A 22,133-nucleotide genomic window follows, 5' to 3' on the forward strand; every position below is an offset into this window, starting at 1 on the left:
AAACGAACCATCACCGTGCTTTCCTTCATCACCGCAATGACAAACCGCTGTCTGTTCATCCATGGCATTGTTGGCGCGTACTTGGTTTTGCTGATGACTGGATCGGCATCGGCCACTGATCCCCAACGGCCGAACATCTTGCTGTTTTACGTGGACGACTTGGCCTACAACGACATCGGCTGCTATCGATACCCTGGTGATTTGGTCGAAGGTCAGCTTGCCGAAGACGATGCACCCGCGCCCTATCCCGAAAAGAGCGCCTACGCAGCCGCCAATCAAGCGTCTGAGATCATCAAAGGGAAGCTTATCTCAATCACGCCGAACTTGGATGCCCTGGCCCAACAAGGCGTCAAGCTGACCTGCTATCACTCGCCCTCGTCTGTTTGTTCTCCCTCTCGTCTCGCCTTGTTGACCGGAAGAACACCTTCGCGATTTGGGCTCGGGGGCATCATCAGCAATAAGATGGACGCGGGAATCCCCAGTCGAGAAAACACGATTCCGGAAATGCTCAAGAGCGTTGGCTATCGCACGGCCGCATTTGGGAAGTGGCATCTTGGGAAAGCAGAACAGCATCAGCCGACGCTGCATGGCTTTGATCTCTACGAACCGAGTTCGGGGCAGCGTGAGACGGAGTTGTTGCGACTGACGCAGAAAACGATGGCGTTCATCGAAAAACCTCACGACGATCCGTTCTTCGTTTACTTTGCTTGCCATCAGCCACACTATCGTAACGTTGCTCATCCTGATTTCGTGGGCAGCGTCGACAAGTTGCTTGGCAAACGTCGTTACCTGAAAGGCGATCGCACGACCGACACCGTTGAGATTTCGAGCGACTACCACGATGTCGTTCACGAACTCGATCATCGCATCGGACAGATGCTCAAGCATCTCGATGAACTTGGCATTGCCGACCAAACTCTGGTCGTCTTCACGTCGGACAATGGATCATGGTCGAATCATCCCAAAGCACGACAAGGCGTTCCCGGCATCTCGGGCACCGGCTATCCCTACCGCGGCGCGAAATTTGAAGCTTACGAAGGAAGCACTCGAGTCCCTGCAATCGTGCGGTTTCCGGGCGTCGTTCCAAAGAATGCGATTTCATCCGAACCGGTCACCGGGCTGGACTGGTGGAAAACGTTCGCGGACATTGCCGGTGCCGAAATCCCCAGTGACCGTGAACTGGACGGTTTCAATGTCTGGCCGTTCCTGACGGGGCTTCCTGCGGTGACTTCACCACGTCCCTTTGTTCCTCACGATCGAGGCAAAGGAATTGTCGCGATTAGCGACCGAGGTCTCAAACAGTTTTCAAACCGATTGATTGATATCGGAAAAGATCAAAGCGAGCTTAATGATGTCAGCGACTCGCATCCGGAACGATCCATTGCGATGAAGCAACAAATGGACAAAACCAATGCAAGAATCCGTTCGGATTCACCGATGCTGGAGCCCGCGACGCGGCAGTCGATCATCACATCAATTGACCAGCCCTATCTGAACATCGCTTCTGGCGAAACGAGCAGTTTTACGATTGCCATGAATGTGGCTCCGGATGGGCCGTTGACGGTCAATTTCCACAAGCGAAGCGGTGTCGAGAGCATCGAACTGGCACCCACGTCACTCACATTCACGCCAACCAATTGGCGTTCGCCACAGCGAGTGACGGTCACGGCGAAAATTGACGACCTCGATGGATGTGCCGTCTATGTTGCCGAAGCGGCGAACGACATTCCTATACGCGAGATCTTTTTGCGTCATCGCAATCATTGACATTCACCACCCCTCTACCTGATCCATTGTGCCGACCATGCGGAATTTCATTCTTACAGCACTGCTTGCCTGCGGGTTGTCTGTTCAAGCAGCCGAACGTCCGAACATTGTCCTCATCTTCATTGACGATATGGGGTACGGCGACGTCAGCCCGTTCGACAACGAAATTCTTCGCACACCGAACATTGAGGCGATGGCACAGCGGGGGCGAACGTTTACCGAATTCTACGCCAGTCCCGTTTGCACGATGTCGCGGGCGAGTTTGTTGACGGGATGCTATCACGCTCGTATTTCAATGCCATCGGTCTTGCAGCCGACTTCAGAGATCGGACTCAACCCAGACGAAACGAACCTCGCCAATTTGTTGAAAGCCAAAGGTTATGCAACGGCCTGCATTGGAAAATGGCATCTCGGACATCAAACCGAATTCCTTCCCAATCAGCAAGGATTCGATACGTACTTCGGCATTCCGTACAGCAACAACATGACGGACGACTACATGAAGGGAAAAGCTCCGCCGCTTCCCCTTTATGAAAACGACAGGATCGCCGAAACCGAACCCGACCAATCGCAATTCACCAAACGGTTTACCGAGCGTGCCATTCGTTTCATCACCGACCATCAAGACGAACCATTCTTCGTCTACTTGCCGCACCCGATGATTCACACGCCCTTGTTTGCGTCGGAAGAATTCAAAGGCAAAAGCACGATGGGAATCTTGGGCGACGCGATCGAAGAAATTGATTGGTCAGTGGGGCAGATCAACGACACGATCGACCGACTAGGACTTGCCGAAAACACTCTGGTCATTTTCACCTCCGACAACGGTCCCGCCCATCATCCCGCTGGAAAGTTGCGTGGCGTCAAAGGAAGCACTCACGAGGGCGGTGTTCGCGTCCCCACTGTGATGAGTTGGCCGGGAAAAATCCGGCCAGGAACGACCTGTCGTCAGATCACAGGCACCATCGATATCTTGCCAACGGTCGCAAACTTGGCATCGGCGGACTTGGATCCGGCACGACCGATTGATGGGTCTGACATTTCAAGTCTGTTGTTTGACGCCCATCCCGCTCCGGTACGTGAGACCCAACTGTACTACGGATGGAGCCAAACGGGGCGACTGGACGCAATTCGACAGGGCAAATGGAAACTGTTCTTGGGATCCGGTGACCAACCTCCCAAGCGATACGACAATCGTCCGACGAACCATCGAACCCGTCCGGTCGGCGAATTCGAAACCGCGCTCTTTGACCTCGAGGCGGATCCCTACGAAACGACCGACGTCCGGGAAAAACATCCCGAAATCGCAGCACGACTAAAGGCGGAAGCTGCGAAACGCGGTGCCGAAATTTCGACCAACGCACGTCCTGTTGGAAAACTCAACCAGGCGGAATCCAACTGAATTCAATGAACCGCATCTCCCAACGACAATCACTGTTTCCGCTGGTGTTTTTTGGCCTGATGGTCTCGGCGACCATCTGTGTTGCCAAGCCGCCGGACTTCGTGATCACGATCGCGGACGATCACGGCTTCCATCATTCGTCTGTTTATGGATCGCCTGAATTCCAGACTCCCCACATGCAACAACTGGCTGCCGACGGCATTCGGTTTGACAATGCGTACGTGGCCTCGCCGGCATGTGGGCCAAGCCGAGCGGCTTTGTTCACTGGACTGATGCCCTACCGCAACGGGATCGTCGGCAATCACGAGACTGAACTGAAACCCGGCGTTGAATCGTTGTTGCCACAACTGATCGCACAGGGCTATGAAGTCGCATTCCATGGAAAAGTCGGCCACGGTCGGCTGATGCATCACGGGGCCTATGTTCCCGACGAAGTGAAGCGACTGGACAAAGACGAACGTCGCCCCATCCGAACGTTGACGAGTGTCGAAGCGTTCTTGCGAGATCGGCCGAAAGACGCCAAGCCGCTGGCACTGTTCCTGGGTTGGACCGACACGCATTCAGTTTGGCCGCCTCAGCGGGAAGCTCGCGTCGAACCCGCCAATGTTGTGATTCCACCTCGCATCTACGACACGCCCCAGGCTCGGGCCGAAATGTCGCGGTACGTCGAAGCGGCCGAACGGATCGACCGCCGACTTGGAGAAACGCGGGAACTGATCGCGAAGTACTTGGATGCCGACAACACCTTGGTTATGTACACATCCGACCATGGTTTCTGTTGGCCATTCGCCAAATGGTCGCTTTACGAAACCGGAATTCGCACACCGATGATCGTCGCTTGGCCCGGTAAAATTCGACCGGGAACGACGACTGATGCGATGGTCAGTTGGATCGATCTTATGCCGACATTGATCGACCTAGCAGGTGGCGGACTTCCCAAGGATATCGATGGCAAATCGTTTGCCGATGTTCTGTACGGCAAGTCCGATCAACATCGCGACGCAATCTTTGCCACGCACAAGGGCGACAAGGGCATGAACGTGTATCCGATTCGCTCGGTGCGTGTTGGCCATTGGAAGTACATTTTGAACCTGCATCCCGAGTTCGCATTTACGACTCATACTGATGTGCTCGGCACAGCCGGGCCACGCAAGCCGGGAGCTCCCAGCCACGGCGGCAAGCACTGGCCGTCCTACCTCGAAGCCGCCAAGACCGCCCCAGCCGCCGCGGCGTTCCTGCACGACTATCACAGTAATCCCGCCGAAGAACTCTATCAAATCGCGGATGACCCGTTCGAGCAAAACAACCTTGCGGCATCGCCCGAACACGCCGAGCAGTTGGCGGAACTGCGAGCCATGGTTTCCAAACGAATGCGGGAAGTCGGCGATGACCAATCCCTCAGCGGCAAGCCACGTTTCCTGAAAGACTTCCCGTTGCCTGTTGTACTTGATGTGTCCAAGCCCACCGACAAGATGAGTCCCTCTCGATAACAAGAGAGTCCAAACCATTTCCACAGCTAAAGACCATACGATGATGAAACTCTCCGGCGCGCTCGCGTTTGTCTTGGCGATTCATGTCGCCTTGAGCGCATCGGCAATCGCACAGTCCCCGATCGCACAGTCCCCGGTCGAAGCGACTTTCCGCAATCCGCCCGATGCCGCTCGCCCCTACACTTGGTGGCACTGGATGAACGGGCATGTGTCCAAAGCCGGAATCACAAAAGACCTCGAAGCGATGAAGGCGGTCGGTCTTGGTGGCTATCAGCAATTTGATGTGGGTGCCGCGATGCCCGCCGGACCGATCGTTTACAACTCGCCGAAGTATCACGAACTGCTGAAGTTTGCGTTTGCAGAAGCCGATCGTCTGGGGCTGGACGCGGGTTTCAACAATGCGTCGGGGTGGTCCAGCAGTGGCGGCCCCTGGGTCACGCCGGAGGACTCGATGAAAACGCTCGTTTGGAGCGAAGCGACGGTTGCCGCCGCAGCCAAAGATCGCACACCCAACATTCAACTGGCGACGCCCGAACTTCGCGAGTCACAACGCAAAGATGCCAAGGGAAAGCCAAACGATTTCTATCGCGACATCGCAGTGCTGGCGTTTCCCGCACCGGCGAACCTGAAGTATCGAATTGCGAATTGGGAAGAAAAGGCACTCCTGGTATCGAAAGCCAAAGCGGAAGATTTTTCCCCCGATCATCGCGAAGCTCCCACCAGGGCGATCATCCGGCGTGATTCCATTGTCAATCTGACCAGCAAAATGGACGAATCCGGAAAGCTCGACTGGAATCCGCCCGCCGGCGAATGGATCATCATGCGAGTGGGCTACGCGTCGACTCGAGCGATGAACAAGCCGGGGTCTCGCGGCGGGGTCGGACTGGAAATCGACAAACTCAGTCGAGCAGCGGCAGAGGTTCATTGGGATGCGTTGATTGAAAAAGTCATTGCCGACGCCAGTCGACTCCCAGCCTTCACGACCATTCTGATCGACAGCTATGAAGTCGGAATGCAAAACTGGACGGATGCGATGGCGGATGAATTTGCATCGCGCCGAGGCTACGACATCACACCGTACCTCGTCTGTCTGTCGGGGCGCCCGATCGACGATAGCACCACCACCGAACGCGTCCTGTGGGACCTTCGCAAGACGGTGGCCGAGTTGATGCACGAAAACTACTTTGGCTACTACGCCGAGAAGTGTCATGACCACGGGTTGCAGTTGGCGATTGAGCCGTATGGAAGCGGATCGTTCGACGCCACCGCCACCACGCTGCTTGCGGACGTGCCCATGACTGAATTTTGGCGGGGCCCCGTCCGCAATTTGTGGCAATGGACAAGTCAAGTCGTTCCCGGCGGCGCGCATCTTTCAGGTCGGCATGTGGTCGGCGCGGAAGCGTTCACGAGTTTGAAAGGTGATTGGACCGCGCACCCCTACACGCTGAAGAAATACGGTGACTGGGCCATGGCACAAGGAGTCAACCGCTATTACTTGCATACCTTCGCGCACCAACCGTTCGATGACGATGTGTTGCCCGGAATGTCCATGGGACGTTTCGGCGGCAACTTCCATCGCAACAACACCTGGTTCATGAAATCACGCTCGTGGATGGACTCGATCGCTCGATGCCAAGCATTGATGCAGGCGGGAACCTTCCAAGCCGATGTGCTCGCACTCTACGGCGATGAACGGGGATTCAATAATTTCCTAGGCCCAGTCGAGCGACCGGATATCAAGCCGATTCCGGGTTTGAAGGTCGACCTGGGCGGCATGGGTTCACTGGGCCGACTGTCGGTCGACGAAACCGGCGATATTCGTGTGACCTACGAAGGCACGCTCTTGGATACTCGGTACAAAATGCTGGTGCTTAAGCGTGCCGATTTAATGACCGCGGATCACGTTGCGACGTTGGGGCGTCTCGCCGACGATGGTGCCGCGATCTTTGCACCGCGACCACTGCGGTCTCCCTCCCTAGAAGACCATGCCGAGGAAGACGAAACCATCGAGTCCCTCGCCAAACAGTATTGGGACACGCACTTGATTCGCGCGTCGAATGAATTCACAGAGGCGGCTACCTCGCTGGTTGCCGATTGTGAATTGCCAGAAGACATGGTTTTTAACCGGCACCGAATCGACGCCGACGACTATTACTTTGTTGCCAACCAGCTAGACAGCCAGCGGGAAATTGAAGCAACGTTTCGAGTCACTGGCAAAGGCCCCGAACTCTGGAATCCGATCACCGGAGGCGTCATTGAGGCACCGAACTGGAAGCTCACTTCCGATGGCCGCACGCAAGTTCAAATGACACTGGCACCCCTGGAATCACTGTTTGTCGTTTTCCGAGAACCAACCACGCAAAAGAGCCGATCGACTCGCTATTCAACATTCAAAACACTCCAAACCTTGAACGAGTGGACGATCCGGTTTGATCCGGAATGGGGACCGCAGGAACCGATCTCGGTTGACTCATTGCAGTCTTGGCACGAAAACGCCGACGAAAAAATCAAATACTATTCGGGCTCCGCAACGTATCAAACTTCATTCGATCTCGCTTCGATGGAATCTCGCATTGTTTTGGACCTTGGCGAGGTCGGCGTCATTGCAAAAACATCTCTCAACGGGAAATCGATGGGGTCGGTGTGGAAGCCGCCATTTCAAGTTGATGTGACCGAAGGTGCCAAAACGGGAACCAACCTGCTTGAGATCGAAGTCACGAATCTTTGGGTCAACCGGCTGATCGGCGACGAGCGGTTTCCCTCGCACGGGAATCCATGGCCAAAGTGGTTGAGCGACACAATTCCGACGCCAGCGGACGTGGCACGGAAAACGTTTGTCGTTCACTCGCATTGGAAACCGACTGATCCGCTGCTGCCCTCGGGTCTGATCGGCCCGGTAACGCTCCGCTTAAAAAAGTCCCCCGAATAAACACGCATCGAAAAAGACATTCGTTGCTGCGACAAACGCGGTGAACGCAGACTTCCAACTGAACCATCTACGGCGATAGACGCCAGTTTCAAAAGTGCCCCCTATGAATTCAACCGTTTTGAGAAAATCGTTTCTTCCGCTGATGCTCTTCAGCTTGATCATCCATGCGACCATTTGCGTCGCAAAACCGCCTAACTTCGTGATCACCATTGCGGACGATCATGGTGTGTATCACTCATCCGTCTATGGCGCGAACGAGTTTCAAACGCCCAACCTTCAGCGATTGGCGGAAGAAGGAATCCGATTCGACAATGCCTATGTCGCGTCGCCGGCATGTGCGCCCAGCCGCGCGGCTTTATTCACCGGACGTATGCCGTACAGCAATGGCATCGTTGGCAACCACGAGTTTGAACTCAAGCCCGGTGTCCGCTCGCTGTTGCCGACGCTTTTGGAACAAGGTTACGAAGTGGTCTTTCATGGCAAAGTCGGGCACTCCGGTCCGAAGCACTATGGGCAGTACGTTCCCGACGGTGTCAAGTTTCTCGGCGGTGGCGGTTTGCAACAAACCATGACCCTGGATCAGGTGGAATCGTTTCTCGAGCAGCGTCCCGAAGACGCCCCGCCGTTGGCACTGTTCCTGGGCTGGACCGACACTCACACCGCATGGCCGCCCAAAGAAGAAGCCCGAATCGCTCCCGAAGACGTTGTCATTCCGCCGAAGATCTTTGATACGCCCGAAGCCCGAGTGGAAATGACGCGATACGTCGAAGGAGCCGAGGACATTGACCGTCGCGTCGGAGAAACTCGAGAGCTGATCGCCAAATACCTGGACGTGGACAATACCGTGGTCGTTTACACGTCTGATCATGGGATGCCGTGGCCGTTCGCGAAATGGTCGCTTTACGAAACGGGAATCCGTACTCCGTTGATTGCCGTCTGGCCTGGAAAGATCAAACCCAGCACAACGACCGATGCGATGGTCAGTTGGATTGACCTGATGCCGACACTGATCGACTTGGCCGGTGGGACGTCGCCCGCAGGAATCGACGGACGGTCGTTCTCCAAGGTGCTGTTGGGGGAAACCGACAAGCATCGCGACGTGATCTTCGCGACGCACAAAGGTGATAAGGACAAGAACGTCTACCCGATTCGCAGTGTCCGCGTGGGCAAGTGGAAATACATCCGCAACCTGCACCCCGAGTTCGCCTACACCACCCACACGGACGTTTGGGCCAAAGAATCCCCGCGGATCGACGGTCATTGGGCGCACGCCGGCCACCACTGGCAATCGTACATCGACGCAGCCAAAACGGACCCGAAGGCGGCCGCATTCCTGCACGACTATCACAGCAGTCCTGCAGAAGAGCTTTATCAGGTTGAAGCGGACCCATTCGAGCAGAAAAATCTTGCGGGCTTGCCGGACCATGCGGCGAAACTGGCAGAATTGCGAGCGATGGTTTCTGAGCGAATGAAAGAAATCGGAGATGACGAATCGCTCAGCGGACCGCCGCAATTGCTGAAAGATTTTGCACTTCCACCTGCTGAATCCAAAGTTTTTGACGAGGTCGACGGAACCGTCATCATCGAAATGGAAAGCACATCGTCGCCTCTCGGTGAATGGAAAAATCGCACGACACTGACACCATTCACTGGCACCAGCTATCTGGAATTCATGGGCAACAACCCCGGCGTCGGTGCTCCGAATTCACCCTTGAACTACGACTTTCGCATCAACACGCCGGGCGATTATTGGATCTCGATTCGATCCCACAAACGATTGACGGGAGAGGATGGAGTCACCGCACGCAGTGATATGTGTAATGACTGCTACTTTCGAGTCGAAGGTGACTACGAATCCGCTGACGCGACGCTGCCGCTGGATTGGCTCAAGAAAGACACGAAGTTTTGGGGGAATGCCGCCGAACTGGATTGGAAAAACTGGTCTAGCAAGGTGGTTGGCGACCACGATGCCATCAAGACGGTTCGCTACAAGTTCAAGGCGGGCGAGCAATATCGATTGGTCGTTTCTGGACGGGCACAGCGTTTCAGTCTGGATCGGATCGTTATCACTCGCGTACCCGACCAGCGCTTCAACGCGATTGCCGAGGAATCCCGATTGGTGACTACCAAACCGCTGGCGGACGTTCAGAAAGTCGGTCGCGATAAGTTCGTGGCGTGGCAACCGCTGTCCCTCTCGTTCAGTGGACCGAAGGCTTCCGAAACCGACAACGAACCAAACCCTTTCCTCGACTATCGACTTCAGGTTCGATTCACCGGTCCATCCCACCAGATCTATGATGTTCCCGGCTACTTCGATGGTGATGGAAACGGTGGTGAATCAGGGAACCAGTGGACAGTCATGTTCACTCCGGATGAGCAAGGCGTCTGGAACTACAAGACCTCGCTCCGACATGGCCCCAATGTTGCCGTCTCGCTGGCGGACGACGCTGGCCAAGCAGTCAAACTGGATGGCGACCGCGGAACAATCGTGGTCCAGCCTAGTGATGCATCGGCGCCCGGCTTTTTGAAGTGGGGCCGTCTGGAGTACGTCGGTGGTCACTACCTAAAATTTCGCGATGGACCGCATTGGATTCGCGGCGGTGTCGACAGCCCCGAGAACTTCCTTGCCTACGCTGGATTCGACAACACACCCGCAAATCATCGCTACGCCGACCACGCTTCCGATTGGAAAGATGGCGATCCTGACTGGAACAACGGTAGTGGCAAAGCAATCATCGGTGCCCTGAACAGCCTCTCTGATCAGAGGGTCAACAGTCTGTACTTCCTGACGATGAACATCGGTGGCGATGGCGACGACGTGTGGCCTTGGACCGGAAAGCCAGCTCGGAAAGGAAGCCCAACGGACGACAACCGTCACTTCGACTTGAGCAAGCTACGGCAATGGGAAGCGGTCTTCTCGCACGCTCAGCGACAAGGGATCAATTTGCACTTCGTCTTCAATGAAGCCGAAGAAGCCAATAAAAGCGAGCTCGATGACGGTGAGCTTGGCATTGAACGGAAACTGTACTATCGCGAAATGATCGCCCGGTTCGGCCATCACAATGCGCTCGGCTGGAACTTGTGCGAGGAATACAATGTTGACTTCGACCTGGGTCCCGAACGAATTCGTTCGTTTGCTGACTATGTCGGCGCGGTGGATTCCTACGGTCATCCGATCACCGTTCACTCAGCCCACGATCCACTGAAGGCTTTGGAATTCATATTCGGTGACAAACGCTTTGGGATGACGTCGATCCAGCTGAATCAACGTCGCATCGATACGCTGGTGGAGGACTTCCGTAAGGCGACCGCCGCCGCTGGTCGTCCTTTGCCAATATCAATGGATGAGTTCACGCTCGACGTCGGACAAAACGCCTCCTGGAAACCATTCAACCGGCCCGAATTGCATCGCAAACAAAAACTCTGGCCCACCCTGCTGTCGGGAGGTCAAATCGAATTCATCCTCGAAGACCTGCTCGGAACAGAATCATTCAAGACGCCCGACCTGCAGGCTTTGTGGAAGTCCGTCGCGATCGCACGAACGTTCATAGAGAATCACCTGCCGTTCTGGGAGATGTCACCGGCAGATGAGTTGGTCGAAGGTGAATCGACACTGGAAGTCGGACTGGGCTCGGGAAAATCTTTTCAGCTGGGTGCTCAAGTATTTCATAAGCCCAATGTGGTCTACGCCATCTACTTTCCATCCGCGACCAGCACAGGACGGCTCGATATGCGCGCAGCGCGTGGCGAGTTTCAAGCACGCTGGTTCAACCCGCGCACCGGCGACTTTGACGGGCCGTTCATTATGCAAACGGCAGGCGACTGGAGCAAACTGGGGGACCCTCCTTCGGAACGCGAGGAAGATTGGGTACTGATCTTGAAACGTACAGATAGTTAACCATTACAACGGACAAAAACAACGATGACAAATTCTTTCCGATCGCGTCTGATCGACCACAAGAAACTGATCGGCACCATGATCACGCTGCCCAACGCTGCAACAGCCGAAATTATTGCTGACTGTGGATTCGATTGGTTGTTCCTCGATAGTGAACATGCTCCGCTAGAGACTCCGGATATTTTGGCGATTCTGCAAGCAGTGGGGCACCGCATCCCTTGTGTTGTACGTGTGCCTTCCTGCGATGAGGTTCCCATTAAGAAGGTTCTGGATCTTGGCGCTCAAGGAATCGTTGTTCCCTTGGTCAACACAGCGGAGCAGGCGCGAGATGTCGTTCGCTTCGCGCGCTATGCGCCAGAAGGCCGACGCGGTATCGGTCTCGGACGCGCTCAGGGATACGGAGCGAGATTTCAAGAGTACCTAGCGTCCGCCAATGATGAAGTTGCAGTGATCGTCCAAGCGGAGCATGCCGAAGCGGTCGAAAACATTGATGAGATCGTAAGAGTTCCCGGAATCGACGCGGTCTTTCTCGGCCCCTACGACCTTTCAGCCAGCCTTGGGAAAGTGGGCTTGTTCGACGATTCAACTGTAACAGATGCGATCAATCGTGTGACCACTTCATGCCTATCGGCCAACATGCCGCTTGGGGTTTTTGGAGTGTCCGCGCGTGCAGTACAGCCGTTTCTTGAACAGAACTACACACTGATCACCGTCGGCACAGACACGCTGTTCCTCGGCACAGCGGCCAAGGATGCGTTGATGCATCTTAGGTAGGAAGCGTCATCCCTTTCGATGAACGAACCGACTTCGATCACGGGTACCGAAGCCAAGCAGATTCTAAGTCGTAACCGGAGATTGTACGGGCGGATTTAGACTTGCCATGAACAAGAAGCTCAAGTCCCATTCCCCATACATGATTGCCAACAGCGCCAGTTGACAGCAATTGCTGCAAATGGACATTGCGTCCATGTTGCTGAAAAAGGAATGAGTCTCTCCCATTCAATCGAAAAGAAAGCAAAAGATGAAAACGATCTGCCTGACAATCTTTACCCTGATTGCAACGACACTGATTCCGCAACGACCGGCATGTGCTGAGAAGCCGAACGTCCTGTTCCTGATTGCCGATGACCTGAATACCGCTCTGAGTGGTTTTGGGCACAAGCAATGCAAAACACCGAACCTCGATCGCCTCGCCCAGCGCGGTGTCAAGTTTGAGAACATGCACTGTCAGTATCCGGTCTGTGGCGCGTCGCGTGCGTCGATCATGTCCGGCCTCTATCCGTATTCGAATTTGACGCTGGGCAATGAAGGCACCTTGCGAGGCAGCATGCCCAATGTAGTAACGCTGTCTCAGACGTTTCGCAACAACGGCTACTACGCGGGACGAGTCAGCAAGATTTATCACATGCGGATTCCGTCTGAGATCATCGCCGGAACAGCGGAAAGCGATGACCCCTTCTCATGGGACGAAGCGATCAACGTCAAAGCTCTGGAGCAAACCGCTCCAGGTGAACTGACAAATTGGTCGCCGAAAGACAGAGGATCGCAAACCTTCACTGGAGTTGTTGCATCCGACGGAGACAGCGAACACGCCGATGGTATGGCAGCAGATCGCGCCATCGAGATCCTTGACCAAGTGAAAGACGATCCGTTTTTTCTGGCCGTGGGATTCGTGCGACCGCACGTTCCGCTCGTGGCACCAAAGAAGTACTTCGACCAGTACAATCGCAACGCAATGGAAACGCCGGTTGTGCCAGAGAATGACCTGGACGACGTGCCGGGAATCATCCGCGACTACAAAAGAAACAGCACAACGTACGGAGTGACGCCGGAACTGCACCAAGGGCTGCTACAGGCTTACTACGCCAGCGTTTCCTACATGGACGCCCAGGTCGGACGCGTCCTGGATGCTCTGGAGGAAAAAGGTTTGGCGGAGAATACGATTGTCGTCTTCACCAGCGACCACGGCTACCTCCTGGGGCATCACCACAAATTCCAGAAGCAGCACCTGTTCGAAGAGGCCACGCGCGTGCCGTTTATCATCAGTGTGCCGTGGCTCAACGATCAGCACGGCCGTGGCACTACCAAGATCACGGAACTGGTCGATCTTTATCCGACTCTGGCCGAACTGGCAGAACTTACCGCTCCGGATACCCTTCAGGGAACGAGCCTGAAACCGCTGCTCGTTGATACTGAGTCACCCACTTGGACAAAGGAGCAGGCTTTCACGATTAGCCGCAGCGGCGGGGAATCCATTCGCACAGCGAATTGGCGTTTCACACAGTGGGGCTTTGGCGAGAAAGGTCTGGAGTTGTACGACCTGAAAAACGACCCGGACGAATTCACGAACCAGGCAAAAAATCCTGAGCATGCCTCGGTCGTGAAGATGCTACTGGCGCAACTGATCGCCAAGCGTGATGCGGCAGGTTTCAAACAGAACAGGACGGCGATTGTCGGCAAACCTGGCAAGGGCAAACCGAAGAAGTAAGCGGGGCTTCCAGCCTATCATTTCTAAATCGACGAGCCTAGAACACTCTCCCACATTGAAGTCTAACGCCTGGCGTTCGGTGCAGCGACGCTGTGAATGGTCCAGTAAATGTCTTCGCTGAACGTTGCCCCGGACTCATCCTTGACATTCACTTGCAAACGCAGCTGATTGACGGGGCGCAGCCTCGGGATCTTCAATAGCACCGACTTGCGATCATCCGATAGTTCGACGTTCGAAATTACCACTGACTGTTCACCCGGCTCTCGGGTTTCGGGGTGGTAGTGGTCCGATCCATAATTCTCGGTCCACTTATAGTTCCACTGCTGGGCGACGTACGAGGCAACATCGGTTGCTGAGGATGAATCGACGGGGAAGTTGAATTGAATGCGAAGACCGCCCGATTCAACTTGGCAGTTCTCGATCATACGAAGCGGCTTGCCCGTGTACCGGACGCGGTAGATCCCTTTGTCGGCGAGTCCCGCGCGACCGTTGTCGTTCCATCCGTTGAGTCCTGTGACATAGAGTTGACCATCGACGGGATTCACACGGCCGCGCATGATTCCGGTGTCGAAGTCGTGCGGAAACTTGACGAGTGAGGCTTGTTCAACGCCACCGATTTCCTGCTTCATCAGATAGAACAAACTTCCTTGTCCAAAGCTCGTGTGCAGAAGACGTCCCGCCAACGGCCCCCAGCGAGAGTCATCGACAAACACTTGGCCGCCCGACGAGTTGTCGACCTCTTGTGGCATCCAAATCAGTGGCTGATCGAACGTTTTCGGTGGCACAACTTTCTTGACGTCGATGCGACCTCCATCAGGCGCCCACGCGCCACCCTTCTTATTTTGAACGTAGCCATAGAATCCACCCGGCTTCACCAAGTTGACCTTCGACGCCGGCATCCAAGTGCCCTGATTGTCACTAACGGTTAGCCGGTCATCGGGAAGAATGCCCATCCCGTTTGGCGTCCGCAGTCCGGTACAAACGATACTACGCGTCTTGCCATCCGGTGAGACTTTCACGATCGCGCCGGCCAATTTGTAGTCCGTGTACTGACCAGCCTTTGCATAGTAAAAATTGCCTTGGCTGTCGGTTTGCAAATCAAAGTTGAACGCATGAAAGTAGGTCGACACATCCGTGTCCGCACTGAAGTTCTCATAGAAATCGGCCTCTCCATCGTTGTTCAAATCGTGCAAACGCGTCAGCCGGTCTCGGCATGTCACGTAGATCAGTCCATCAACAACCTTGATCCCGAACGGTTCGTACATACCACCGGCAAACCGCTTCCACCTCAGGTTCATCAATTCGTCGTCAACACCCGAAACGATCCAAACATCTCCACCGACGGTGGCAACGGCGAGTCGGCCGTCCGGAAAGAAGTCGATCGCCGATGTGCGAAACCAAGTGTTCCAAGGCGACGACTCAGGAATGGAAATCGTATCGACGGCATAGGCGCTGTCTTGAAAGCCGCGGTATCCGACCGTTTCGAGCGTTTGTGGCCACCGCAAGTCGCCGCCTTCGATCATCTTGGCCGGATCGACCCGCTCCAGGTTAAGATCCCTGCGCGTTGAGGAATCCGATTCGGCGTCGGCAAACCGTACGATGTCGATCACACGAGCATCTTTGTCGCGGGGAATTCGCACCACCCATCGCTGCTGCTCATCAAGTGTTGATGTGACGCCTGTGGTGTCTCCGGTGATTTGAGGTTGCTGCGGGCCGATGGCCAAAACGAGAGACTTGCCAGGGCTGATTCGCAGCGTCTGACGTACGGCGGTTTCACCGTCGATCGCGGAAGGAACTTCTAGTATTTCGCGTCCATCAATCGCATAGGAAAGAACAATCTGATCACCGTGCAGATGGTGACCGTGATAGTCCAGCCAGCGATTTGGCAGCGGACCGCGTGGCAGCAAGTCATCGGTCGGGTAGTCGAGCGATGCGTCATGGCCCCACTGCCAAGTCGCCAATGCGGGCACCGGATTCCCCTTGGGCTGCGCATAACCTTCTCCACGGCCCCGTTTGTGCTGAGTTTGATCCACGTCTAGAAAACCACCTGCCCATAGGCCCGCTTGGTCCATCGTGTGCAAGTTGTAGGCGATCGTCTGGTCGCCCAGACTGACGGTGAGGGCACTGTTGACGTCACGCCCCAATTGAGACGCCAGCGCCGGGCCATAGTCACGATCTGGATCCGGTTTGAAGTCTCCCATGTCCGTCCCGGTTGGCAGTGATTTCAGATAGTCGTCTGTGATCGGCTTATATTCGGGATTCGAGTCTTTCATGAAGCGATTGCGAATGTAGCCAATGACTTCGTAACGTTCGATCGGCGACAGCGCAGTGGTCGCTGCCATCAAGCCGTTGCCATTGGACAGCGTCTTAAACATGCTGTAGGGATCAGCACCAAACTTCAGTTTTTGTTTGCCAAATGCCCTTGCTGTGGCCAGCGACGGCGTATTCCCGTCTGCTCCGTGGCATTGCACGCACGACGCCTCGAAAATCTGCTTTCCGCCTTTGGCGTTGGACTTTTCGACGCGCCGTAAGATGCCAGCGTGGTTCAGGTTGGCAGCGTCGTCCACGACAATCAATTGATCTTCGTTTGGCTTCAGCTCATGGGCGCGATCAGGACCGCCCGCCTGAATTGCAAACAAGTAACTGAACAGGTCAAGGATGTCTCGCTGTGAACCGAGTGTCGCCATCAGTCCGCCGGGCATCATCGATACCGTCTTCTCGCTGCGCACTTCGATATCGTGCTTCGCGATCACAATTTCGGCCTGCAAGTTTCCGGCATCACGAAGCACAAGTGTCTCGTCGTCTTCACGAACGAACATACCGGACTTGATATCACCATCGAATGTCAAAATTTGAACGGTCCCAAATCCCTTGCGGATGGACTTGGACGGATGCAGCAACGCCTCCACCAAATGAACGTCCGTGATTCCTTCGCCAAGTCGCGATAGATCTGGACCGAGTGGTGAATTCTGACCAGCGGTACCCTGATGACATTGAACGCAGCCGGCAGCCGATTTGAAATAGACCAAGGCACCGCGATTCGGATTGCCACGGAGACGAGCCTCCGCCGCGATATTGGCCGGGTCAGCTCGTTCAAGCAGTTGATGCAACGCTGGCGTCTCACCCCACGCCGACGCCATTACTAGAAACATGAGAAGAGTAGCTAGGGATCGAATGCAGAGCATCGGTGCGTCAACAACTAGGTGGATGATTTTTGAAGGCGGTATACCACTACGCACGGAATCGCCTAGAACTGCGCGCTCTTTGCATTTTTCCGCGTGAAATATGCCGGGCTGCAAGCTTAACTGCCACAGCGGATTGCGTATACGGTTTCGTCACATGCATTCACCTGCGATCGGCGAAATCACCTTCCACATCCGAGTTTGAAATAGGGTTCAGAAGTGATCTGCTTGCTAAGTAGTGTGGATCATCAGGGGATGATTGGCGATCCGAAACGTGTCATCCGTTTCAACTCACTTGATGAATGTATGGGTGAGATCTAATTGCAATTCGCCTATCAGGTGGCGTTGTGGCCACTCAGCTTGAACGAAAGAGAGTAACCGACAGGAGCGAGAATCAACACGATTGCCGTTCCAAAGATCAGGCCAAAGCTTAGACTGGTGGCCATGGGGATCAGGACTTGAGCTTGGCGTGAAGTTTCCAACAGGATGGGGAGCATGCCGCCGATGGTGGTAAAGGACGTTAGGAGAACGGGTCGACAGCGGCGACGACCGGCGTCGATTATGGCTTCTTGAAGGGAGAGGCCGTCGGCGATGCGGCGGTTGATGAAGTCGATCAGGACGATGGAGTCGTTGACGACGATTCCGGACAGCGCGACGAGCCCGTAGATACTGAACAGTGTGAACGGTAGGCCCTGGATGACGTGGCCAAAGATCGCTCCGCATGCTCCGAACGGGATGATAGATAGGACCAGCAGCGGTTGCAGGTACGATTTGAATTCGATCGTGAACAGCAAATACATACAGATCATCACCGCAATGAATCCGTACAACATGCTGTTCATCGAATCGTTGGTTTGTTCTTGTTGGCCTTCCCATAGCACTCGTAGACTGGGGTAGTCTTCGGCCAGCTTCGGCATCAATGTTTTTTGCAGATCGGCAGTGATTTGAAACGCGTTGCCAACGTCTTCGTCCACGTCGGCAGCGATCGTGATGCTGCGCATTTGATCGAGTCGGTGAATGGCGGAATAACTTCGTTGGATATCGATTTCGGCAAGCTCGGTGAGCGGACGTTGGTTTCCGGCGGGATCACGAACGCGGATTTCATCGAAGTCGGCCAGCGATTGCCGTTGCTCGCGAGGATAGCGGACTCGCAGTTCGACCTCGTGACGGCCACGCTGAAGTCGCATGGCCTCTTCGCCGTAGTACGACGCTCGCACGGTACTGGATAATTCGGCAAGCGAGACCCCCATCGCTTTGGCTTCGTCTTTGATCGTCAGCCGGTATTCCCATTTTCCGGGCCGCCCGCCCGCGATCACGTCATGGACACCGGGATACTTTTCGAGCTGATCGACGCACGTTTGCACGGCCGCTTCTAGTTTCGGAATGTCCTCGCTGCGTGCCAACAACGAAAACTCGATGGGAAGCCCCGCCAATCCTCGTGGGCCGGAACCGAAGGACACTAAATCGGCTCCTGTGAAACTACCGGCTTCTTTTCGCCAACGCTGCACCATTTCTTGGCTGGTGATTTCTCGGTCCCCGACGTCGATCAATTGCACGGTCAGGCTGCCTACATGGCTACCCGACGAGACATCGCCGTCAGTGCTTGCTCCATATCCCACCGACCGATGGATGGCACTCACGACACCATTCGGATTGGCGGTGAGACCTTCGTCGATGGTTTGTTGGTTGATGGCTTGGACGGCATCTTCGAGTCGTTTGGTTGCTTTGGCGGTGAAGTGCTCTGGCGTGCCATCAGGAAAAGCGATGATGACGGTACAAAAGTTGGAATCAATCTGTGGCAGCACGATGTACGGCACGGTGCCAGATCGTACGATTCCGACCGCAATCATCAAAAATGCGATTGCGAGGCATACAACCAACAGCGGAAATCGGAGTGAGAATCGAAGCGTTGGCAGATACACCGTTTCGATGAACCACTCCAATCCTTTAGCGACACAGCCATTGACGATTGCGATTGCTGAACCGACAAAGCGAAACGGTCCGAACAACCAACACATTGCCTTCATACCCGGTCCGTCATCGTGTGCGAGGTGCGATGGCAAAACGGTGAGTGCCTCGGTAAGCGAAAACAGCAAAATCGCGATGACCGCAAACGGCAACACTTCCGTGAACCGAGCCAATTGTCCGGTCATGAACATCATCGGCAGAAACGCCAGCACCGTGGTCAGCACACTGGTCACGACCGAAGGCATGACCTCCAACGTTCCGTCGATCGCAGCATCACGTAGACTCTTGCCCATCGAACGATGAACGTAGATGTTTTCGCCGATCACGATTGCGTCGTCGACCATGATGCCCAGCGCAATCAGGAAGGCGAACATCGAAGTCATGTTCAGTGTTTGGCCGGTGTAGTACATCAGCGCGCAGGCACCCGCAATGGAAAGCGGAATGCCCATCGAAACCCAGATCGCCAGACGCAGCTCTAAGAACAATGTGAGCAGCAGAAACACAAGCAGCAAACCCTGCCAGCCGTTCTTGACCAGCAGCATGAGTCGCGCAAGCACATCGTTCGTGCGGTCGCGAAAATAGATCAGTTCATAGCCATCGGGCGGCGAGTATTCGTTGACGAATTTCTGGACCGCTCGACCAACGTGAATGATGTCCTCGGTTTGCGTCGTGTCGACCTGAATGGCCAGTCCGGGTCGACCGTTGATTCGGCTGATCGCGGAGTCGTCGGTAAACTGATCACGAACACTGCCGAGGTCGCTGATCGTTAAGACAACACCGTTTTCGTTAGTCACCAGCGGAATGTCGCCGATGTCCTTGCCGGTCGATTGACGGTTGCTGCCGCGAAGCAAAATGTCTTGCGAGGCCGTCTTCATCGTTCCACCGGGTACTTCGATGTTTTGTGATCGAACGTTCTCAGCGACTTGCGAAAGGGTCAAGTTGTACTGGCGCAGCGTTTCTTCGGGAATTTCGACGTCGATCTGGTAGCGTGGGACACCGACGACTTCGGCCTGCGAGACTTCGTCCATCAGCAGAACTTCGTCACGAATCTGTTCGGCTAGATCGCGCAGCGCGAGACTTGCGGCAATCGTGTTCTCATCGGGGCCGATCACGCCGATGCTGAGTGCCGTTGTTCGCGGTTGTTGCCGCTGGACGACGGGCTGTTCGGCCAGTGCGGGAAAACTCGGAATGCCGTCGACCCGCGAGCGAACTTCGCCCAGAATTTCTTGCACTTCAGGCTCGCTGACGTCGGCTTCTAGTTCAATCGAGACGACACCCGATCCTTCGCGAGCAACCGACGTGATTCGCCGTACGCCCTGAACGCTGCGGACTGCTTCTTCAATTCTCTGGCAGATGCCTTCTTCGACTTCTTCTGGACTTGCCCCGCGATACTCGACGCTGACTTGGATCACATCCAAATTAGAGTAGGGCCAGAACTCACGCTGCATGGATGCGGCGCACCAAGTCCCAAGGATCAGAATCGCAACGACCAGGGTGTTCGTCGCGGGACCGTTATCGACCGCCCAGCGAACAACCGACCTCATGGTCGCGCGATCGCGGTTGCGGAACTGGTTAAGACTCTTTGTGCGTCAGGTCTTGATCCTTGTCGATTTCCGTTCGCGATTGCTCCGCGGCGAGGTTCGTTCGCGATCATTGAAACCGCGAGACCCGGCTTTGCATTCGGGACCGGCGAGCTGATGATCTGCTCGTTTCTATTGAGCGCGGAATCGTGCGTGTGGAGATAGGCGATTCCATTTCTGATACGAGCGACGCGAACCGGCTCGATCTGCAATTCATCGCCCCGCATCACCCATACGTTTTTTCCCGGACGAATCACGGATTCCGGCACGACCAACAACGGCCGCTGAGGCTCGCAATGCAGACGCACGCGAACAAACATTCCACGCAGTAACGCGAGCGAGTCGTTAGAGGAACCGCAATTCTGTGTCGGATTGTCGACACAGATTCGGACGGGAATGGTGCGGGTCTTCTCGTCGACGCCAAGTCCGTCTTGTCGACTGAGCACCGCACTCCACGCGTAAGTTTTCCCATCGCGGTCGTATTCAACCGTGACCGGAACTTGCGGCAATTCGTAGCCACCGCCCTGCAAGAACGCCATGTCATCGCCCCGCAGACTCGCACGCACTTCGACCTTGGACGTGTCTTCGACAGAAGCGACAATGTCACCTGCTGACAACATTCCATTCTGTTCGACGTGGTTTGCGATGACGACGCCAGAGAAGGGTGCCTTGATTTCAGTCCGTTCCAAATCAAGCTTTGCACGCCGCAGTTGCAGAGTCGCAAGTTCCAACGTCGTTTGCAGCGTCTTGGACTGCGACTCGAACGTCCGCAATTGATTTTCTTGCGACGTCGTCTGTTGCACGGCGGACAGCATCGCCAATTCGACCGCGTCAGCTTCGCTGGCGGAGGTCGCATTGGCGTTTCGCAAACGCGCCAACCGCTGCACCTCTCGCTTGCGAAGCGACAAGATGTCTTGATTGATCGACAAGACTCGCTGCGTGTTTTCCTTGTCGAGTTGCAGTCGTTGGATTTCTAGATTGACCTTTGCAACTTCCTGCTCTAGACGTGCCACTTCGATTTCATAGTCGGTTGGGTCGACGCGGATTAGCAACTCACCTTCGGCAACGACATGCCCCGGGCTAACCGACTCGGATTTGAAGACGACTTCGCCGCTGACCCGTGCCGCTAGTTGCACTTCGCGGTAAGGAATCGCGACGCCGCTGACGACGATGTCCAGCGTTCCGGTGTGAGGTTGTGCCTGAACCAGTTCGACAGGGATAGACTTGCGAACGGGCGGCTTCTTCCGTTCTGGTCGCTCTTGTGCGCCCATCGAATAGACAAACCATCCCGCGCAGCCGAGAACCATCAGCGGCGCGACGTAGCGAAGGAATAGGGTTGGGATTGGTCGTTTGTTCATGAGGTTTCGTAGCGGAAGCCGACAAGGTTCTGTCGTTTGATAGGTGGGACCGGCTTCTAGCCTGCCGGTGC

10 protein-coding genes are annotated in these 22,133 nt (G+C 55.2%); 7 read left to right on the forward strand and 3 right to left on the reverse strand.

Features of this window, described 5'->3' with window-relative positions; all coding sequences use genetic code 11:
• The first annotated feature begins 36 nt into the window (after nt 1-36).
• The 7 genes from Poly51_RS09780 (at nt 37) to Poly51_RS09810 (ending at nt 13,974) form a co-directional block, all read left to right on the forward strand.
• Entirely contained in the window at nt 37-1,767 is a 1,731-nt protein-coding gene (locus Poly51_RS09780) for a sulfatase-like hydrolase/transferase (protein ID WP_146456718.1), read from the forward strand.
• Nucleotides 1,768-1,804: 37 nt separating this feature from the next.
• Nucleotides 1,805-3,169 (forward strand): sulfatase family protein, encoded by a 1,365-nt coding sequence (locus Poly51_RS09785; RefSeq protein WP_146456720.1) that lies wholly within the window; start codon nt 1,805-1,807, stop codon nt 3,167-3,169.
• A 5-nt stretch (nt 3,170-3,174) separates the two neighbouring features.
• Nucleotides 3,175-4,659 carry a sulfatase family protein gene (locus tag Poly51_RS09790; protein ID WP_146456722.1) on the forward strand — a complete coding sequence of 495 codons (1,485 nt, stop codon included), beginning with the start codon at nt 3,175-3,177 and terminating at the stop codon, nt 4,657-4,659.
• 40 nt (nt 4,660-4,699) lie between these two features.
• Nucleotides 4,700-7,588 (forward strand): glycosyl hydrolase, encoded by a 2,889-nt coding sequence (locus Poly51_RS09795; protein WP_146456724.1) that lies wholly within the window; start codon nt 4,700-4,702, stop codon nt 7,586-7,588.
• Between the two features lie 103 nt (nt 7,589-7,691).
• Nucleotides 7,692-11,486 (forward strand): sulfatase-like hydrolase/transferase, encoded by a 3,795-nt coding sequence (locus Poly51_RS09800; protein ID WP_146456726.1) that lies wholly within the window; start codon nt 7,692-7,694, stop codon nt 11,484-11,486.
• Nucleotides 11,487-11,510: 24 nt separating this feature from the next.
• Nucleotides 11,511-12,260 (forward strand): HpcH/HpaI aldolase family protein, encoded by a 750-nt coding sequence (locus Poly51_RS09805; protein WP_146456728.1) that lies wholly within the window; start codon nt 11,511-11,513, stop codon nt 12,258-12,260.
• Between the two features lie 247 nt (nt 12,261-12,507).
• On the forward strand, nt 12,508-13,974 hold the full coding sequence (locus Poly51_RS09810; RefSeq protein ID WP_146456730.1) for a sulfatase: 1,467 nt from the start codon (nt 12,508-12,510) through the stop codon (nt 13,972-13,974).
• Nucleotides 13,975-14,036: 62 nt separating this feature from the next.
• Here Poly51_RS09810 and Poly51_RS09815 read toward each other — a convergent pair whose 3' ends face one another.
• The 3 genes from Poly51_RS09815 to Poly51_RS09825 all read right to left on the reverse strand — a co-directional run bounded on the left by Poly51_RS09815 (nt 14,037) and on the right by Poly51_RS09825 (nt 22,062).
• Nucleotides 14,037-17,126: a DUF6797 domain-containing protein gene (locus Poly51_RS09815; protein WP_246114387.1), complete on the reverse strand. Its 3,090-nt coding sequence runs from the start codon at nt 17,124-17,126 to the stop codon at nt 14,037-14,039.
• Between the two features lie 365 nt (nt 17,127-17,491).
• Nucleotides 17,492-20,668, reverse strand: coding sequence for an efflux RND transporter permease subunit (locus Poly51_RS09820; protein WP_146456734.1), 3,177 nt, complete (start codon nt 20,666-20,668; stop codon nt 17,492-17,494).
• Nucleotides 20,665-22,062 (reverse strand): efflux RND transporter periplasmic adaptor subunit, encoded by a 1,398-nt coding sequence (locus Poly51_RS09825; protein WP_146456737.1) that lies wholly within the window; start codon nt 22,060-22,062, stop codon nt 20,665-20,667. The genes Poly51_RS09820 and Poly51_RS09825 overlap by 4 nt, the downstream gene beginning before the upstream one ends.
• Between the last annotated feature and the right edge of the window lie 71 nt (nt 22,063-22,133).

The organism is Rubripirellula tenax, from assembly GCF_007860125.1.
Classification (GTDB): domain Bacteria; phylum Planctomycetota; class Planctomycetia; order Pirellulales; family Pirellulaceae; genus Rubripirellula; species Rubripirellula tenax.

Coding starts and splice junctions, on each gene's coding strand:
- Poly51_RS09780 (WP_146456718.1), top strand. CDS start 37: ATGACAAACCGCTGTCTGTTCATCCATGGCATTGTTGGCGCGTACTTG.
- Poly51_RS09785 (WP_146456720.1), top strand. CDS start 1,805: ATGCGGAATTTCATTCTTACAGCACTGCTTGCCTGCGGGTTGTCTGTT.
- Poly51_RS09790 (WP_146456722.1), top strand. CDS start 3,175: ATGAACCGCATCTCCCAACGACAATCACTGTTTCCGCTGGTGTTTTTT.
- Poly51_RS09795 (WP_146456724.1), top strand. CDS start 4,700: ATGATGAAACTCTCCGGCGCGCTCGCGTTTGTCTTGGCGATTCATGTC.
- Poly51_RS09800 (WP_146456726.1), top strand. CDS start 7,692: ATGAATTCAACCGTTTTGAGAAAATCGTTTCTTCCGCTGATGCTCTTC.
- Poly51_RS09805 (WP_146456728.1), top strand. CDS start 11,511: ATGACAAATTCTTTCCGATCGCGTCTGATCGACCACAAGAAACTGATC.
- Poly51_RS09810 (WP_146456730.1), top strand. CDS start 12,508: ATGAAAACGATCTGCCTGACAATCTTTACCCTGATTGCAACGACACTG.
- Poly51_RS09815 (WP_246114387.1), bottom strand. CDS start 17,126: ATGTTTCTAGTAATGGCGTCGGCGTGGGGTGAGACGCCAGCGTTGCAT.
- Poly51_RS09820 (WP_146456734.1), bottom strand. CDS start 20,668: ATGAGGTCGGTTGTTCGCTGGGCGGTCGATAACGGTCCCGCGACGAAC.
- Poly51_RS09825 (WP_146456737.1), bottom strand. CDS start 22,062: ATGAACAAACGACCAATCCCAACCCTATTCCTTCGCTACGTCGCGCCG.